Annotated in this window: 17 protein-coding genes; 9 read left to right on the top strand and 8 right to left on the bottom strand. The window is 67.9% G+C overall.

The window, feature by feature from the left end; all coding sequences use genetic code 11:
• Positions 1 to 53 precede the first annotated feature (53 nt).
• A complete protein-coding gene (locus ACFXJL_RS25690) occupies positions 54 to 977 on the bottom strand; it encodes a hypothetical protein (RefSeq protein ID WP_384696075.1) in 924 nt (307 codons plus the stop codon).
• A gap of 212 nt (positions 978 to 1,189) precedes the next feature.
• Between ACFXJL_RS25690 and ACFXJL_RS25685 the strand changes: the two genes are divergently transcribed.
• Positions 1,190 to 1,738 (top strand): tellurite resistance TerB family protein, encoded by a 549-nt coding sequence (locus ACFXJL_RS25685; RefSeq protein ID WP_358880564.1) that lies wholly within the window; start codon positions 1,190 to 1,192, stop codon positions 1,736 to 1,738.
• A gap of 139 nt (positions 1,739 to 1,877) precedes the next feature.
• On the opposite strand, the gene ACFXJL_RS25680 is transcribed toward ACFXJL_RS25685, so the two are convergent.
• Positions 1,878 to 2,510, bottom strand: a complete 633-nt coding sequence (locus ACFXJL_RS25680) for an SRPBCC family protein (RefSeq protein WP_384696071.1) — start codon at positions 2,508 to 2,510, stop codon at positions 1,878 to 1,880.
• Positions 2,511 to 2,841: 331 nt separating this feature from the next.
• On the opposite strand from ACFXJL_RS25680, the gene ACFXJL_RS25675 reads away from it, so the two are divergent.
• From ACFXJL_RS25675 to ACFXJL_RS25660, 4 genes are all read left to right on the top strand, one after another.
• Positions 2,842 to 3,495 carry a TetR/AcrR family transcriptional regulator gene (locus ACFXJL_RS25675; RefSeq protein ID WP_384696068.1) on the top strand — a complete coding sequence of 218 codons (654 nt, stop codon included), beginning with the start codon at positions 2,842 to 2,844 and terminating at the stop codon, positions 3,493 to 3,495.
• Positions 3,496 to 3,678: 183 nt separating this feature from the next.
• Positions 3,679 to 4,248: a helix-turn-helix domain-containing protein gene (locus ACFXJL_RS25670; RefSeq protein WP_384635031.1), complete on the top strand. Its 570-nt coding sequence runs from the start codon at positions 3,679 to 3,681 to the stop codon at positions 4,246 to 4,248.
• Between the two features lie 224 nt (positions 4,249 to 4,472).
• On the top strand, positions 4,473 to 5,369 hold the full coding sequence (locus tag ACFXJL_RS25665) for a class I SAM-dependent methyltransferase (RefSeq protein WP_384696065.1): 897 nt from the start codon (positions 4,473 to 4,475) through the stop codon (positions 5,367 to 5,369).
• 162 nt (positions 5,370 to 5,531) lie between these two features.
• Complete coding sequence (locus tag ACFXJL_RS25660; protein WP_384696062.1) at positions 5,532 to 6,158, top strand: MarC family protein; 627 nt, start codon at positions 5,532 to 5,534, stop codon at positions 6,156 to 6,158.
• A 73-nt stretch (positions 6,159 to 6,231) separates the two neighbouring features.
• Here ACFXJL_RS25660 and ACFXJL_RS25655 read toward each other — a convergent pair whose 3' ends face one another.
• On the bottom strand, positions 6,232 to 6,615 hold the full coding sequence (locus tag ACFXJL_RS25655) for a winged helix-turn-helix transcriptional regulator (protein ID WP_384696059.1): 384 nt from the start codon (positions 6,613 to 6,615) through the stop codon (positions 6,232 to 6,234).
• Positions 6,616 to 6,750: 135 nt separating this feature from the next.
• On the opposite strand from ACFXJL_RS25655, the gene ACFXJL_RS25650 reads away from it, so the two are divergent.
• Positions 6,751 to 7,158, top strand: coding sequence for a RidA family protein (locus ACFXJL_RS25650; RefSeq protein ID WP_384696056.1), 408 nt, complete (start codon positions 6,751 to 6,753; stop codon positions 7,156 to 7,158).
• Positions 7,159 to 7,434: 276 nt separating this feature from the next.
• Here ACFXJL_RS25650 and ACFXJL_RS25645 read toward each other — a convergent pair whose 3' ends face one another.
• The 4 genes from ACFXJL_RS25645 to ACFXJL_RS25630 all read right to left on the bottom strand — a co-directional run bounded on the left by ACFXJL_RS25645 (position 7,435) and on the right by ACFXJL_RS25630 (position 11,757).
• Complete coding sequence (locus tag ACFXJL_RS25645; RefSeq protein ID WP_329026272.1) at positions 7,435 to 8,595, bottom strand: MFS transporter; 1,161 nt, start codon at positions 8,593 to 8,595, stop codon at positions 7,435 to 7,437.
• A complete protein-coding gene (locus ACFXJL_RS25640; RefSeq protein WP_358880572.1) occupies positions 8,592 to 10,145 on the bottom strand; it encodes a tripartite tricarboxylate transporter permease in 1,554 nt (517 codons plus the stop codon). The genes ACFXJL_RS25645 and ACFXJL_RS25640 overlap by 4 nt, the downstream gene beginning before the upstream one ends.
• Positions 10,145 to 10,681 carry a tripartite tricarboxylate transporter TctB family protein gene (locus tag ACFXJL_RS25635; protein ID WP_358880573.1) on the bottom strand — a complete coding sequence of 179 codons (537 nt, stop codon included), beginning with the start codon at positions 10,679 to 10,681 and terminating at the stop codon, positions 10,145 to 10,147. The genes ACFXJL_RS25640 and ACFXJL_RS25635 overlap by 1 nt, the downstream gene beginning before the upstream one ends.
• A 68-nt stretch (positions 10,682 to 10,749) precedes the next feature.
• Positions 10,750 to 11,757, bottom strand: coding sequence for a Bug family tripartite tricarboxylate transporter substrate binding protein (locus tag ACFXJL_RS25630; protein WP_384635047.1), 1,008 nt, complete (start codon positions 11,755 to 11,757; stop codon positions 10,750 to 10,752).
• A gap of 137 nt (positions 11,758 to 11,894) precedes the next feature.
• On the opposite strand from ACFXJL_RS25630, the gene ACFXJL_RS25625 reads away from it, so the two are divergent.
• Genes ACFXJL_RS25625 through prpB form a run of 3 tightly spaced genes read left to right on the top strand, consistent with a single transcriptional unit; the run spans position 11,895 to position 15,044 of the window.
• Positions 11,895 to 12,617, top strand: a complete 723-nt coding sequence (locus ACFXJL_RS25625; RefSeq protein WP_384696051.1) for a GntR family transcriptional regulator — start codon at positions 11,895 to 11,897, stop codon at positions 12,615 to 12,617.
• Positions 12,614 to 14,131: an MmgE/PrpD family protein gene (locus tag ACFXJL_RS25620; RefSeq protein ID WP_384635050.1), complete on the top strand. Its 1,518-nt coding sequence runs from the start codon at positions 12,614 to 12,616 to the stop codon at positions 14,129 to 14,131. The genes ACFXJL_RS25625 and ACFXJL_RS25620 overlap by 4 nt, the downstream gene beginning before the upstream one ends.
• A 10-nt stretch (positions 14,132 to 14,141) precedes the next feature.
• Positions 14,142 to 15,044 carry a methylisocitrate lyase gene (gene prpB, locus ACFXJL_RS25615; protein ID WP_358880576.1) on the top strand — a complete coding sequence of 301 codons (903 nt, stop codon included), beginning with the start codon at positions 14,142 to 14,144 and terminating at the stop codon, positions 15,042 to 15,044.
• 354 nt (positions 15,045 to 15,398) lie between these two features.
• Here the strand turns inward: prpB and ACFXJL_RS25610 are convergent, their stop codons facing one another.
• Entirely contained in the window at positions 15,399 to 15,764 is a 366-nt protein-coding gene (locus ACFXJL_RS25610) for a hypothetical protein (protein WP_384635056.1), read from the bottom strand.
• Positions 15,765 to 15,965 lie beyond the last annotated feature (201 nt).

Below are 15,965 nucleotides of genomic sequence, written 5' to 3'. Positions count from 1 at the left end.
TGCCGCACATCACCGAGAGCCGAGAGTATGAGTGGAGCCAAGGAGCCCCGTCGTCAGCCGATGTCCCCGGTCGTGTCGACGGCACGGGTGGCGACATCCGCGGCGCGGCGTGCCGCCTTGGCCTCCTTCTCCGCCGTCCGGACACGCTTCGCGGTCTCGTTCGCCCGGGACCGGGCCGCGGTCCGATCTTCGCGGGCCTGATCCAACTGGGTTCTGAGGGTCGCGAGGCGTTCTTCCGCGTCGGCGAGTCGTGTGGTGGCCCGCTCGTGTTCCTGTCCGGCCGCGCGGAGCGCATGCTCCTTCTGGCCGGCCTCCGTGGCGGCGGTGCGTGCAGCTTTCCGAGCGGCCTCGCGACGGGCCCGCTCCTTCTTCTTCTCGACAGATCCGGTGGCAGGTGCTGACGGGGCCTTCCGTGAACCGGTGTCGGTCCCGTCGGGCGCGGTGCGTCGGGTGGTGGCCGACCGATGAGGCGCCACCTCGGGCTCCAGCCCGGCGAACCCGATGGACGCCTCCCCGGCCTTCACCAGGCAACCAGCGGCCCAGGCTTCGGCGGTCGCGGGGTCGGCGAGCACGGCACGAAGCGTACGTTCCACCTCCTGGTGCACTCCCTCCGTGACCGGCTGCCCCGCTTCCTCTGCGAGGGTGACCGCGCTGCGGGCGAGCGTGGTGATGACCTGGTGCTGTTGGTGGCTCAGCTCCCTCAGCCGGGCCGGGTCGAGCGTGCGGTGCGCTTCACGCAGGGCCTGTCCGAGCCGGAGAAACCGTTCGGTCTCGTCGGAGTCGTTGCGGGCGAGGAGGTTCGCAGCCCATGCCGCGAGCGTCGGGCGCCGTAGCTCAGTGATCCGTCGGGCGGTCTGCTTATCGCCCGCGGCACGCGCCTGCGCGGCGTACGCATCGCGGGCCGCGATGAACTCCGACGGCTTCATTCCGTACAACTCGGCGGTGATCTGGTCCACATCCACCCCCCTAGCCTCCACCCGCTCTCCCTGCGCGGCCAGGTGGAACACGCACGGAGCTGCGCATGCATCCGACTCCCGCGGGCCGGCGCTTCCCTCGGGGGTGCTGCACCGGGAAGCGGAAGGGTTCCGCCGACGTGCCGGCCATGGAACTTCGAGTGGCGGGTACGCGTTCTCACAGGGACGCGCGGAAGTCACGCGGACGAGCGAATTAGGTAGCCGAGGTGGCACGGATGGCGATGTGGGACCGGATCAAGGACCAGGCAAAGGGCCTGCAGCAGGCGCAGGGGGCAAGGAGCTCCAGTGGCCACGGACGGCCGGCGGCAGGAGCCAGCGGGGGATCGAAGGCCCAGCTCGTAGGTCTGCTCAAGTCCCAGCTCGGCTCCCTCAAGACCGAGCTCAAGAGCGGTTCCTACCGCGATGCGAGCATGGCCATGTGCGCATTGGTCGCGGCTGCCGACGGATCGGTGGACCCGGCCGAGCGGCAGCACGTGGAGTCCCTGATCCTGCAGAACGACGTCTTGCAGAACTTCCCGCCGGAGCAACTGCGGCAGCGGTTCAACAAGCACGTCGATCAGTTGATGTTCAACTTCCAGCAGGGCAAGGCCGAGGCCATGCAGGAGATCGCCAAGGCGGCCAAGAAGCCGACGGAGGCCAAGGCGGTCGTGCAGACCGGGTTTGTCGTCGCTGGAGCGGATGGCTACATCGCTCCGGCAGAGGCGCAGATCCTGCGGGAAGCTTGTATGGCACTCGGTGTGTCCCCGCAGGAGTTCGGCCTCTGATCGAGCCCTGGGGCACGGTCGCCCAGAGCTAGCCGCGCACGGCCCGGTTCCCGGCATCAGTATTGATGCCGGGAACCGGGCCTGCTGCGTTTAACAGCGGATGTCGGACGGGACTCGATGAGCGGCTGCGGTGCGCGGCTCAATGCGACCGGGTGGCCTGGGCTTCAGCGGTTGTCTTCAGATCGCGCAGCCATGCTTCGAGGCCCTGGCCAAGGACCTCGGTTGCGAAGGGGACGTTCGCATCGACCTGTGGGCCGGTGTGGGTCTCCTCGGTACTCACCCGGACACCGCCCTTGACCTTCGTGAAGGTCCACACGTGGATGCCGTCGATGTGCAGCCCCTCACCGATCGCCGGGCCGGTCCAGCGGATGCAGGCGTTGCGCTTGAGCTGCTCGACGGTCGACGTGATGTCCAGACTGGTGGCGGGTGTCACGGGGTTGGGCGGTACCGGGGTCGTCCACCGGAACGCGGAATCCTCCCGCAGGGGGCCGTGGTCCAGGCGGTCCACCGCGGTGACCGGGGCCTGCCAGGACGGCCAGCGCTCGACGTCGGTCTGAAGCTTCCAAATGGTCCGCAGCGGTGCATGGATCACCGTTTCGGTGCGGTGACGGACAAGGGCGTCGGGGTCGACGCCCTCCCCGCGGCAGGTGAGGGGCCTCTCGTGGTGGGGCGGGGCGGCCCCGGCCGGCGTGACGGCTGTGCCGAGAAGGCCGATGACGAGCGGGACGGTGAACAGGGCGGTGCGGATACCGGTGTTGCGGATGCCGGGCACGGTGTTCCCCTTGTCGGTTGGTGACGGTTTCTCTGTTGAGCACGTGTCCGCCGTCCGTTGGGCGCCCGGCCTCTCGGTAGGCGGGCCGGGTGGTCGTCGACGGTGTCCGGCGACCCTCCCCACCTGGCTCCGAGAAGGTGCGTGTTCCTGGCGGGGCCGGGGCCGGTTCACCGTGCGGACAAGCTTGGGTGACGGGCTGGACAGAGCACGGTATCTAGAGGCTCTTGTGTTCGTTAGAAGTTATAACTCGACGCTGTGCGCGGTCAACGATCACGTGATGGCTTCTCGCGAAACTTAGACGCTGTAACCTCTGGGTCAGGGAGGCAGCAGAATGCAGGAGGCGGGTACCGCAACACCGAGGGAGCGCTATCGCGCCCAGGTGCGTGCGGAGATCAAGGAACACGCCTGGGAGCAGATCGCCACGGCGGGAGCGTCCGCGCTCTCCCTCAACGCGATCGCCAAGCGGATGGGCGTCAGCGGACCCGCGCTCTACCGCTACTTCGCCAGCCGGGACGATCTGATCACCGAACTCATCAGGGAGGCGTACCGAAGCCTCGCCGAGACCCTCCGATCAGCCGCCGCCGAGGGTGCCGATCTGGCCGAGCTGGCACACGTCCTGCGCCGCTGGGCTTTGGGAGACCCCCAGCGGTACTTGCTCATCTACGGAACCCCGGTTCCCGGCTATCACGCGCCCGAGGACATCACCGGCATCTCCTCGGAGATCATGACCACGCTGCTCGATGCATGCGCGGCGCTCGCCACGGGCGGCCAGGAGACGCCGTTCAGCACCCATCTGGAGAGCCATCGACAGTGGGCCGCCGGCCACCCCGCTCCGCCCGCCGCACTCCATCGGGCACTTGTCGTCTGGACCCGGCTCCACGGTCTGCTGTCGCTGGAACTGGCGGGCCACTTCGGCGGCATGGGCTTCGACCCCGCCTTTTTCTACGCGGCCGAACTGGAAGAACTCCTGGCGTCCCGGGGCTGATGACGGTGTGGGACCGGGGTGGACATGCGGGCTCGCAGGGTCTGTGAAGCCGCCGGTCAGGGAGTCGTCCCCCTTCTTCGTGCCTCTTCGTCTCTGCCTCGCACGGGCCTCGGTCGCGGTCGTTCCGGAGGCTGCGATGCCGTCGATCGGCCGACCTGGCGTCTGGGGCATAGAGTGTTGCCTATGACGCAAGACAATGGCGAGCTGGAGAGCCTGGTGCGCAAGCGGATCCGGGCGCTGCGGGTGGCGCAGGGCTGGTCCCTCGCGGACCTGGCGACCCGGGCGAACGTCAGCCAGTCGACCCTCAGCCGTATCGAGAACGGCCAGCGCCGACTGGCCCTGGACCAGTTGGTCACCCTGGCCCGAGCCCTGGACACCTCCCTGGATCAGCTCGTCGAAACCGCCACCGACGACATCGTCACCAACCCGACGATCGACGCAGCCCATGGACTCATGCGCTGGCCCATCAAGGCCGAACCGGGTCTGAGCGTCGTGCGCCAGCGCATGACGAACCCCCCACCCGACAGCCCCGCACGGCTGCGGGCCCATCCGGGCCGTGAATGGCTCGTCGTCCTGTCCGGCACCGCGGTCCTGCTGCTGGGCAACCGGCGGATTCGCGTAGAGACGAACCAGGCGGCGGAGTTCCCCACGATGCTGCCCCATGCCATCGGTGCCGAGGGCGGCCCCTGCGAGATCCTGGGCATCTTCGACCGCGACGCTCGCCGCGGCCATCAGCGCGGTGATGACGGCTGAGGCGGTGATGACGGCTGAGACGGTCGCCCACCACGTCATCGACCAGGCCGTTCACTTCCGCATTCGCTCGGCAGGACAGTGACGAGGCATCCCCGCACTCTGTGCGCAGGGCATCGATGCGCAGGGGGCATCGGCTTGCGCGTTCGGCAGCGAAAGACGTCATCGTCTTGCGCACACCGGGAACCATGGTGCCGCGATGGTGTGATCCTCATAGCGTGGCTGGCATGACACACCCCTCCTCGCACGCGGCACATGCTCCCCCCGACGCACACGCTCACCACACGGCACACGCTCACCCCGACGCACACCCCACCCCTGACTCCCACGATCAGGTGGAGCTCCTCGATCTGGACGCCGAGGTGCTCGCCGAGCACACGGATTCCATCACCGCATGGCTACCCCTCAAGAGCGCGCCGCGCCACATCCTCGACCTGGGATGCGGGACCGGGGCCGGCACCTTCGCCCTGCTCGCGCGCTTCCCCGAGGCGGAGGTGACCGCCGTCGACGTATCGGCCAGTCATCTGCACCGGCTACGGGAGAAGGCAGAGGAGCTCGGCGTGGCCGACAGGGTGCGCACCGTGCCGGCCGATCTCGACGCGGACTGGCCCGCGCTGGGCCGACCCGATCTGGTGTGGGGATCGGCGTCGGTGCACCACATGGCCGACCCCGACCGAGCCCTGAGCAAGGTCCATGACCTGCTCTCTCCGGGCGGTCTGTTCGCCGTCGTCGAACTGGCCGGCTTCCCGCGCTTCCTGCCCGACGACGCTCCGCAGGAGCGGCCGGGTCTCGAAGACCGCTGCCATGCGGCCCTTGAGCACCACGCCGAGCACGTGCCGCACCGTGGTGCCGACTGGGGTCCGAGACTGACCGCCGCCGGGTTCACCGTCGAGGGCGAACGCTCGATCACCGTGCACATCGAAGGCTCCGACGACCAGTCAGTCGGCCGGTACGCATGGAGCAGCCTGAAGCGCCTGCGCGCCGGCGTCAGCGACGCTCTTGCCGCTGAGGACCTCAGCGCTCTCGATCGACTGCTGGACACGGACAGCCCCCAGAGCATCCTGCGCCGCCGTGACCTCGCGGTCCGTACCGAACGCACCGTATGGGCCGCACGCCGTGCCTGATCGGCCACTGCCCTGACGGGCTGACATCGAATCCGGGTCGGTCCTCCCCGATACGGTCACGGTCAGAACGCCCGACCGGCCCGGGGAGGAAGATCCCGTAGTTCCACCGACACCCCGTGCCGTGCCCGGTCACGTCGGCGGCCTCGGCCTAGATTCCCCAGAGTGAACGCGCTCAGCTTCTCCGCCGCCCTGATCACTTTCGTATCCGTCGTCGGCCCGCCGAAGGTCCTGCTCTCTTTCGCCCATCTCGCGCAGACGCACCCCACCCGCGAACTCCGCACCATCGCCTTCCTCTCGTGCGGCGCGGCGATCCTCATCGGTCTGGCAACCAGCTTCACAGCTCCCTGGGTCCTCGACCTGTTCCACATCAGCACCCCCGCACTCCTGCTCGCGGGCGGCATCATCTTCTTCCTCTACGCCGTCGGCCTCGTACTGGGCCTGCCAGCGGGAGCGGGCGCACCGCACGAGGACGGCGCCGACACCACCGGTGCCCTACGAGAGCTCCTCGTGCCCTTCGTCGTCAGCCCCCTGGCCATGACCGCCCTGCTCATCGAAGCAGCAGCGCGCTCCGGCTGGACCTGGCGCTCCACCGTCGCCGGTGCGTACGTCGCCGTGATCGTGTTGGACCTCGTCTGCATCCTTCTCCTGGAGCGCGTCCTGCGTGCCACGCACCATGCGACCGTCGAACTACTCGGCCGGCTTCTGGGGTTGCTCCTCGCGGCCGTCAGTATCGACCTCGTCCTCGATGCCTTGGAGGCGCTTGGCGTCGGCCCGTTCGACGACCGCTGACCGGCCGGAGTACCTGCCCGTCGTACTGCCGGGTGAGCTCCGTCGGTCGCCCTGCACCCGAATGCTCCACCCATCAGGCGTCGAACCGGTGGCGGGATGCCTCGATGTGGCCGAAGTACCGATGGGTCCAGTCACACATTCCATCGACCGTCGCCCGGAGTGCCTGGCCCGGCTCGGTGAGCGTGTACTCGACGCGCGGCGGCACGGTGGGATGCACATTCCGCTCGACCAGGCCGTTGCGTTCCAGCATGCGCAGGTTCTGGGTGAGCATCTTGTGGCTGATGCCCTCGACCTTGTTCCGCACCTCACCGAAGCGCAGGGTGCCGTCACCGAGGACCTCGATGATCAGGAGTGCCCACTTGTTGGCGACGTCCGAGAAGATCTCCCGCGCCAGCGAGTCCGCGCGGGTCAAGTCCGCCTCGTCGGGGGAGCCGTCATTGAGCTGCTTGGTCACCATCTGGTTCTCCAGTCACCAAAAAGTGCGTTCTTCCCTGCCGGAGAAGACTCTCCTACGGTTCCTAAGTAACCACAAGTAACCGTGAGCGCGCCCGTTCGGCGACGCGGACCCACGGGATCTCAACAAGGAGCCAGCATGGCCGTCACCCTGCAGAACCCCGAAGGACTCGCAACGGTCGACCTGTACCGACATCTGTCCGTCGCGACCGGGTCGAAGCTGGTCTTCATCGCCGGGCAGGTCGCTTGCGATCCCGACGGTGTCACCATCGGCAAGGATGATCTCGCCGCTCAGGTCGAGCAGTGCTACATCAACATCGGTACGGCGCTGGCGGCAGCCGGCGCGACCTTCCACGACGTGGCGAAACTGACCGTCTATCTCGTCGACTGGACCCCCGACAAGATGCCCCTGCTCAGGGAAGGGATCGCCCGGGCAGCGGCCAAACTGGGCACCCTCCCGACCCCGCCGCTCACCGGCGTAGGAGTCGCAGCCCTGGCCGGGCCCGACCTCCTCGTCGAGGTCGAAGCCACCGCGATCATCGACTGAACTCGTCTTCCTGCACCGAGGATCGGCGACTTCATCGACCACAGCACCGCCCGTCCGAATCCCTGGAGTGTGGCGATCTCCCCGGTGATCGCCCGGTGATCGCTCTGTCGACGAAGCGGTAGGCGCATCGGACCGATGCTGCTACGTCCCCCGGCGGACCCTTGGTGGAAGCCGCCCCGGCCGTACGACTGTGGCACGGCCGGGGGTAGTGGCACCGTCCGAATCGGCCGGGTGTGGAAACGGCCGGGTGTGGAAACGGCCAGGTGTCGAAGCGGGTCAGAGGTCGTCGGCGATCAGGATCCGCGCCGCGGCGGCTGTGCCGAGCAGCCCGACACCGGTGATCACGAAGATGCCACCCGTCCCGATGCTGCCGGTGAACGCGCTGAGGACGACAGGGATCACGGACTGGCCGACACGGTTGCCACTCAGGCGTAGGGCGAGCCAGGTCGACGTCGTCCCGGCCGGGGCGGCGGCGGTCACGATCGACATCGAAAGTGGTTGACCGATCCCGAGGGCGAACCCCGCGATGGCGAGGAGGATGCCCGCGACCACGACCGGTGCGGGAACGGCCAGGGCCGCCACGGCCGCGCCTGCGACGATCGTGGAGACGTACGCGAGCCGGGTCCGCCCCACTCGGGTGGCCAGTCGCGCAAGCCCCAGCCGGGAGAGCATCGTTGCCGCCGCCCGCACGGCGAGCAGCACACCGATGGTGGCCGACGGGATCTCCCGTTCCACCCCGAGGGCTGGAAGGTAGACCTGGATCAGGTCGACCGCCGCCAGCACGAGCATGCTGAGCAACATCGCACCCGTCATGGTGCGCCGGGTCGTCCGCGGGACGCGGAGGGCGGACTTCAAGGAGTGCTGGCTGCCCAGGCGCTGGTCGGCGTTCCGCGGAGGCGAAAGCAGTCCGGTCACGGCCAGCAGGCCCACACATGTGGCCGTGTAGATGCCGAAGAGGACGCCGGTGTCCGGGAGCACTGCGCTTCCACCGACGGCCGCCAGCACCAGCGGGGCCGCCGCCTGCCCCAGGGACCCCACGAAGGTGTAGGTACCGAAGGCGGAGTCCAACCGCTCTCGTCCGAGTTCGGCAACGAGCGTCTGCTGACCCACGATCGCGAGGAGGTGCCCGAGACCGATGACGGCGTTCCAGATCAGCAGGCTCGCCAGGCTCTCGGACCAGAAATGGATCCCGAGCCCGGCCCCCGTCATCAGCACACCGCCGATGACGAGGCTCAGCCTGACATGACCGCGATCGTTCCACCGCCCGATGGACACGGCCACCACGAGGGGTATGAGCGCGAAACTCGCCGCGATGAGACCCACCATCTGCGGATCCACACCCAGCTCGATCGCACGGTAGGCCGAGGTCGGCCGCACGATGTAAGCGGCGAGCTGGATGAGGAACGCATGGCACAGGAGGGCCGCAGGGGCTCTCAACGGTCCGAGGACTCCCGGACGTCGGGAACCTCATCTTCGTGGACGGTCTCGGTGGCAACGCCGACGCTGCGCCTTGGCCTGCGGAGGAGGAAGCCTCCGACCAGGACGGTGGCCAGCGTCAGGTACACGACGATCGTGAACGGCGTCGACACGAGCGTCGAGATGTCACCCCCGGCGATGTCGAGTGCCCGGCGCAGCTGGACCTCCGCCAGGGGGCCGAGGATCGCGCCCACGATCATCGGTGAGACCGGGAAGCCGAACCGGCGCATGAGATAGCCGGCGAGACCGAAGAAGAGCAGCACTCCCACGTCGAACGCGCTGCCGTTCACGGCATAGGTGCCGAGCAGTGCGAAGACCATGATGCCGGCGAAGAGATAGGGCTTGGGAATCTTGAGGATCTTCACCCAGAGCCCGATGAGCGGCAGGTTCAGACCGAGCAGGATCACGTTCGCGATGAGCAGGCTGGCGATCAGACCCCAGACCAACGCGGACTGGGTCTCCAACAGCTGGGGACCGGGCTGGATGCCGTACTGCTGGAAGGCGACGAGGATGACGGCTGCCGTGGCGGACGTCGGGATGCCGAGCGTCAGCAGCGGGACGAGGGTACCGGCGGCGTTGGCGTTGTTCGCCGCCTCCGGTCCTGCCACCCCCTCGATCGCGCCCTGTCCGAACTCCTTCGGGCGCTTCGACAGCTTGCGCTCAAGGGTGTACGAGAGGAAGGTCGGGATCTCGGAACCGCCCGCGGGGATCACACCGAGCGGGAACCCGATGGACGTTCCACGCAGCCAGGGTCGCCAGGCGCGCCCCCAGTCCTCGCGGGACATCCAGTGCTTGCCCTTCTTCACCTGCATGACGTCGAAGCGGCTCGACACCTGGTGCGCCGCCACGTAGAGCACCTCGCCCAGGGCGAACAGGGCGACGATGAGGACGACCGTGTCGATGCCGTCGAGCAGGGACACCTGCTCGAAGGTGAGGCGCTGCTGACCGCTCTGGAAGTCGAGTCCGACGAGCCCGACGGTCAGGCCGAGCGCCATCGAGATGAGCCCGCGCAGCGGTGAGCTGCCGACGAGCGCGCTGACGGTGAGGAAGGCGACGACCATGAGCGCGAAGTAGTCCTGGGCGCCCAGCTTGATCGCCACCTCGACCATCCACGGCGCGAAGAACGCCAACAGCAGGGTGGCGATGGTGCCCGCGATGAACGATCCGATGGCTGCGGTCGCCAGTGCGGCGGCACCGCGGCCTTTTCGTGCCATCTTGTTGCCGTCGATGGCGGTGATGACCGAACCGGACTCGCCGGGGGTCTTCAGAAGGATCGCGGTGGTCGATCCGCCGTACATGGCGCCGTAGTAGATGCCGGCGAACATGATGAACGCGCTGGCCGGCTCCAGTCCGTACGTCATCGGCAGGAGGAGGGCGATCGTCAGCGCCGGGCCGATGCCCGGCAGGACGCCGATCAGCGTTCCGACGATGGTGCCGATCAGTGCGAACAGCAGGTTCTCAGGGGTGACGGCGAGCGAGAGCCCGTGGAGAAGTCCTTCCCAGCCCGACATCAGAGGACCCCTTCCAGAACACCGGCGGCCAGCGAGATGCCGAGGGCGCGCGTGAAGACGAGATATACGACGACGGACAGCACGACCGCTATGCCCGCCGACTTGAGGTGGCTACGAGCCCCGAGGGCCCAAGCCGTGAGCCAGAACGCCACGGCGGAGACGATGATGTAGCCGAGGGTCTCGACGCCGGCTATGAAGATCAGCACGGCGCCCACACAGACGGCGAGGGGAACCCACCTGGTGCTGCGGACGTCGACGTCGCCTTCTGCCGCGTCGGCCTCGCCGCGCTTGCCGCGCGCCACTTGAATGCCGAGAGCCACGGAGAGCGCGATCAGCAGTACGCCGACGACCTTGGGCATAAAGCCGGCTCCGACGCCCGATGCGGACGTCGAGGTCGCCTGCCCGAGGCCGTCGAGCAGTGTGACAACCCCGATGGCGAGAAGCCCGGCGGTCACGGCCCACTCGCCCAGGGCCACACCTCGGTGGTCGCGGGGCTGGGCCGAGGAGGGCTCGGGTGTTGTCGGGTGGGTGCTCATGGGTGTGCCTTTCTCACGCCGAGGTGGTGGGTGCCCGCGCACGGCGGGCACCCACAACGAGGTTCAGTTCACTTCTTGGACAGGCCGAGGTCGTCGAGAACGCCCTGCACCCGGGTGTTCTCCTCCTTCAGCCACGTCGCGAACTCGTCACCGGCGATGAAGTTGTCGTTCCAGGCGTTCTTCTTGAGCGTGTCCTTCCAGCTCTGCGAGGCGTGCAGGTTCTTGAGTGCCTCGCCGTACTGGGTCTTGAGCGCGTCGCTCACACCGCCCGGCGCCATCACCGAGCGCCAGTTCTGGAACTCAAGGGTCTTGTCCACGTCGGCCGCGGTCTGGGCGAACTTGACCCCTTCGATCTGCTCCAGCGACGAGATGAGGAGGCCGTTCATCTTGCCCTCCTTGATCTGCGCGGAGAACTCGCTGAGGCCCGAGACACCTGCCTGGACCTTGCCACCGAGGATGGCCGTGGTCGCCTCGCCGCCACCGCTGTAGGGGACGTAGTTGACGTCGGCGGGCTTGACTCCGTAGTGCTTGGCGAGCAGGCCGATGAAGATGTGGTCGGCGCTGCCGGCGGAGCCTCCGGCGATGGAGACCGCCTTCGGGTTCTTCTTGATCGCTGCGAAGAGGTCATCGATGGACTTGTAGGGCGAGTCCTTCGGCGTGACGATGACCTCGTACTCGCCCATGATGCGGGCGAGAGGCGTGAGGTCGTCGAGGGTCACGTTGGTGCCGTTGCTGATGACACCGCTCATCATGGCCAGGCCCGAGGCGATCCAGAGGTCCTCCTTGCCCTTCTGCGGCGCGACCTGCGCGAGGGCGACGGTGCCCGAGGCACCCGGGACGTTCTTGACCTCTGGAGACTTCGCCAGCTTCTCGGTTCTCAGCGAGTCCTGGACTGCGCGGGCGGCCTGGTCCCAACCGCTGCCTGGTGCTGCGGGCGCGATTATCTCAAGTCGGTTGAGCGCCTCAGGCTTCTTGTCGGCCTTGGCCTTCGTGCCTGAGGAGCTGTCGTTGCTGCCGCATGCGGTGAGGGCAAGGACAGCGACCGCTGTGGTAGCGGCGATGCGGGTGAGCTTCATGGGAGACATCCTTGTCTCTGCGACGGGAGCGTCTGGAGAAACGGAATGTATACAGACTGCGGGGTACTCACAAGAGTTTGCCGGTACTTTGTGCTCGCCTCGTGACCCAGAATCAACTCGTGTATACACTCCGCCCTATGTTGACCACTTCCTCCACTGCCGCAGGACGTGCATATACTCAGCTGCGGTCGGAGATCCTCGACGGCGACTTGCCACCGGGCGCCCCCCTCTTAGAGGTGGAACAGTCCGCGCGCCTTGGGGTCTCCCGCACACCGGTTCGCGAAGCGCTTCGCAGACTGGCCGCGGAAAGCCTCGTCGAGCCGTCGGGAAAACGAGGTCTCGTCGTCACGCAGGTCGCCGAACACGACGTGCGAAGCCTCTTCGAACTGCGTGCCTGCCTTGAGGCCCAAGCAGCACAACTCGCCGCCGTGCGCGGCAAATCCGCGCTCTTCGCGGCCTTCGAGTTCCAGTTCACGCAGTGGCACGGTCACCTCCGTGGTTCAACGGTCTCCGACGAGCAGGTGAGCGACTACTACGCGCTCATCAGCCGCTTCGACGAGGCCATCTACAAGGCGACGGAGAACTCCTTCCTCGTCGATGCGGTCGAGAACCTTCGGACCCACATCGCCCGTGTACGCCGCATGGCAGGCCACTCCCAGGCCAGGCTCGAAGCGTCCGCCTCGGAGCACGCGCTCATCGCGCGGGCCATCTCCCGGGGCGACGCGGCGCTCGCGCTGCACGCCACGCACGTTCACCTTCACAACAGTTTTGAGCACTTCCGCCAGTCCTGGCGTCCCGACGACCGGGACGCGATCGAGGAACACAACAGCCCCACCACAACAACGGAGACACCACGATGAGGAACCATCTCGTCCGATCCCACCGCAGCGAGGAGAACCTCCCCCGGGAGGAGCAGCTGGCCTGGAAGATGGCGCAGATAGCCACGGACCCCGTCGAGGTCACGGACTCGGCCGTGGAGATGATCGTCAACCGGGTCATCGACAACGCGGCGGTCGCAGCCGCCTCCATCGGCCGCTCGGCCCCTTCCTCGGCGCGTGAGCAGGCGTTGTCACACACCCCGAGCCGTGGTGGCGTTGGGTCCACCCTCTTCGGACTCGGGTCGGACGTCCGCACGGGCCCCGAGTGGGCGGCGTACGCCAACGGGGTCGCCGTTCGCGAGCTCGACTACCACGACACCTTCCTCGCCGCGGACTACTCGCACCCCGGTGACAACATCCCATCGGTCCTCGCCGTCGCTCAGCACGTCGGCAAGGACGGACGCGCGCTCGTCCGCGGTATCGCAACGGGCTACGAGCTCCAGATCGACCTCGTGCGCGCCATCAGTCTGCACAAGCACAAGATCGACCACATCGCGCACCTCGGCCCGTCGGCCGCCGCCGGCATCGGAACGCTGCTCGACCTGTCCACCGAGGTGATCTACCAGGCCATCGGTCAGGCGCTGCACACCACGACGACCACGCGACAGTCCCGCAAGGGTGAGATCTCGTCCTGGAAGGCGTATGCGCCCGGGTTCGCCGGCAAGCTCGCGGTCGAGGCCGTGGACCGGGCGATGCGCGGAGAGACGAGCCCGGCCCCGATCTACGAGGGTGAGGACGGGGTCATCGCCTGGCTCCTCGACGGTCCGGACGGCCGCTACGAGGTGCCGCTCCCGGGTGCGGGCGAGCCCAAGGAAGCCATTCTGCTCAGCTACACCAAGGAGCACTCGGCGGAGTACCAGGCGCAGGCGTGGATCGACCTGGCGCGGAAACTGCTTCGTGAGTACCCCGACGTGGCGGATCCCGCGAAGGTCGAGAGCATCGTCGTCCACACCTCGCACCACACGCACTACGTCATCGGCTCGGGCGCCAACGACCCGCAGAAGTACGACCCGAACGCCTCCCGTGAGACGCTCGACCACTCACTGCCCTACATCCTCGCCGTCGCACTCCAGGACGGACGCTGGCACCACGTCGACTCGTACGCCACCGAGCGGGCCACACGTGCCGACACTGTTGCGTTGTGGCAGAAGATCACCACCGTCGAGGACCCGGTGTGGACGGAGCGGTACCACGCGGGCGGCGACAGCCAGTCCTACGGCGGTCGCATCGTTGTGACGCTCGTCGACGGCCGCACGGTGGAGGACGAGATCGCCGTTGCGGACGCACACCCCGCCGGAGCCCGCCCCTTCGCCCGGGAGAACTACATCGAGAAGTTCCGCACCCTCGCGACACCCGTACTGGGAGAGGTCGAGGTGAAGCGGTTCCTCGACCTGGCGCTGCGGCTTCCGGAGCTCGGGGTGGACGAGGTGCGCGAACTGACCTTCGTAGCCCAGGCGGGGCAGCTGCCCTCCGCGGGCCGACCCGGAATCTTCTGAGGAGCCAGCGATGCTCTACACGACTCGAACCGATGCGGAAAAGCGCAGATCCTTCCGCGAGCGGCTCGCCTCCGGTGAGCTGCTGCGTCTGCCGGGAGCCTTCAACCCGCTCTCGGCGCGGCTCATCGAGCGCCGCGGCTTCGACGGCGTCTATGTGTCGGGGGCAGTGCTCAGCGCCGACCTCGGCCTTCCGGACATCGGGCTGACGACACTGACCGAGGTCGCGGGGCGCACGCGCCAGATCACGCGCGTCACCGACCTCCCCACGCTCGCCGATGCCGACACCGGATTCGGTGAGCCGATGAACGTCGCGCGCACCATCCAGGAGCTTGAGGACGCCGGCCTCGCGGGCGTGCACATCGAAGACCAGATGAACCCGAAGCGCTGCGGCCATCTGGACGGCAAGCAGGTCGTCGACGCCGGGACGGCAGGGCGACGGATTCGGGCGGCAGTCGACGCCCGGCGCGACGCCAACTTCCTCATCGTGGCCCGTACGGACGTACGCGCGGTCGATGGGTTGGACGCGACGATCGATCGGGCGCGACAGCTGGTGGACGCCGGGGCGGACGCGATCTTCCCGGAGGCGTTGCGCAGCTTGGACGAGTTCGCCCAGGTGCGCGCCGCGATCGACGTACCGATCCTCGCGAACATGACCGAGTTCGGCAAGAGCGAGCTGTTCACCACCGACCAGTTGCGGGACGTCGGGGTCAACATCGTGATCTGGCCCGTCTCACTGCTGCGCATGGCCATGGGAGCGGCGGACCGGGGCCTGACGACACTGCTGGAACAGGGTTCACTGACGAATGAACTCGATGAGATGCAACACCGGCGTGACCTGTACGACCTCGTGGACTACGAGAGCTACAGCCGTTTCGACTCCACCGTCTTCAACTTCCAACTGGAGGCGGACTGACCATCACCCCGCCCTGGTCGCGCGCCCGGCGAACTGACCCAGAAGGTCGGTGAATGGGCCGGGCTGACGGACGGATGACTCCGAGCGGGTGGGGCCCTGGACGGCCGAACCTCACCCACGGCGGAGATCCGCGGCCCGCACTGCAACGCACCACCCGCACGACGGGGGTCCTCAGGCCCACCGCAACACCAACCGCCGTCCTCTCGGCTGTCGATGTGCCTGCGCACTCCTGATGCAGGCCGAGCCCTCGGCAACCGCCCGGAGCTGATCGGGCTTGCCCGTCGGCTCTGCCGTCCGCCCTCGTACGATGCCCAGCCGCAGCAGCGGTGGCACACCGTTGTGGATGACGGGCGCTCATGGCGCGGTCGCCAGCACCGTCCCCGCAGCAACCACCATCCCCGCGAGATGCAGCAGGGTGAGGGGCGGGCGGACGCGCTGGCTCCAGTGGAACCGCTGTGGTGCGAAGGAGGCGAGGAGTCCGGCCGTCGCGCTGATCGCGAACGCCGCCCAGGCGAGATGCTCCCGTGCACGCGGAGGGTTGCCGCAGTCGTCCGCGAGACTGCACTGCGGGAGCATCACGAGGATCGCGATGACGTACACAGGGGCCAGAGTCGCCAGCCCGATCCTTGCTGTGCGCCGCCACCGTCGGTCGCGGGTACGGGGGCGTGGCTGCGGCATGGTTTCGTCCATGGCCATCAGTGGGCCACGGGCGGGCTGCATGCGGTATCCGTACGGATGCTCATTCGAGGAGCCGGAACCGGATCGAGAGGTTTCGATCCGGCCGGCGCCACGGTCCGGGTCCCGGGTCGGTCCGTACGGGGCTCGCATCGGTCTGCCCTGGGCCTGCGTTGGTTCTTAGGGGCCCGGACTTCGGTCCGTACGGAGCCTGAGCCGGCCAGAACGTGGACGGTGGGTTGAACA

The organism is Streptomyces sp. NPDC059256 (genome assembly GCF_042753785.1).
Classification (GTDB): Bacteria; Actinomycetota; Actinomycetes; order Streptomycetales; family Streptomycetaceae; genus Streptomyces.
Note: the sequence above shows the minus strand (reverse complement) of the source record. Positions and strands in the feature narration are given on the sequence as shown.

Bases quoted from the DNA above. Each gene is read 5' to 3' on its own strand.
- ACFXJL_RS25630 (WP_384635047.1), bottom strand. From the start codon at position 11,757: ATGAAGCTCACCCGCATCGCCGCTACCACAGCGGTCGCTGTCCTTGCC.
- ACFXJL_RS25665 (WP_384696065.1), top strand. From the start codon at position 4,473: ATGACACACCCCTCCTCGCACGCGGCACATGCTCCCCCCGACGCACAC.
- ACFXJL_RS25685 (WP_358880564.1), top strand. From the start codon at position 1,190: ATGGCGATGTGGGACCGGATCAAGGACCAGGCAAAGGGCCTGCAGCAG.
- ACFXJL_RS25675 (WP_384696068.1), top strand. From the start codon at position 2,842: ATGCAGGAGGCGGGTACCGCAACACCGAGGGAGCGCTATCGCGCCCAG.
- ACFXJL_RS25655 (WP_384696059.1), bottom strand. From the start codon at position 6,615: ATGGTGACCAAGCAGCTCAATGACGGCTCCCCCGACGAGGCGGACTTG.
- ACFXJL_RS25625 (WP_384696051.1), top strand. From the start codon at position 11,895: ATGTTGACCACTTCCTCCACTGCCGCAGGACGTGCATATACTCAGCTG.
- ACFXJL_RS25635 (WP_358880573.1), bottom strand. From the start codon at position 10,681: ATGAGCACCCACCCGACAACACCCGAGCCCTCCTCGGCCCAGCCCCGC.
- ACFXJL_RS25670 (WP_384635031.1), top strand. From the start codon at position 3,679: ATGACGCAAGACAATGGCGAGCTGGAGAGCCTGGTGCGCAAGCGGATC.
- ACFXJL_RS25650 (WP_384696056.1), top strand. From the start codon at position 6,751: ATGGCCGTCACCCTGCAGAACCCCGAAGGACTCGCAACGGTCGACCTG.
- ACFXJL_RS25620 (WP_384635050.1), top strand. From the start codon at position 12,614: ATGAGGAACCATCTCGTCCGATCCCACCGCAGCGAGGAGAACCTCCCC.
- prpB (WP_358880576.1), top strand. From the start codon at position 14,142: ATGCTCTACACGACTCGAACCGATGCGGAAAAGCGCAGATCCTTCCGC.
- ACFXJL_RS25640 (WP_358880572.1), bottom strand. From the start codon at position 10,145: ATGTCGGGCTGGGAAGGACTTCTCCACGGGCTCTCGCTCGCCGTCACC.
- ACFXJL_RS25610 (WP_384635056.1), bottom strand. From the start codon at position 15,764: ATGCAGCCCGCCCGTGGCCCACTGATGGCCATGGACGAAACCATGCCG.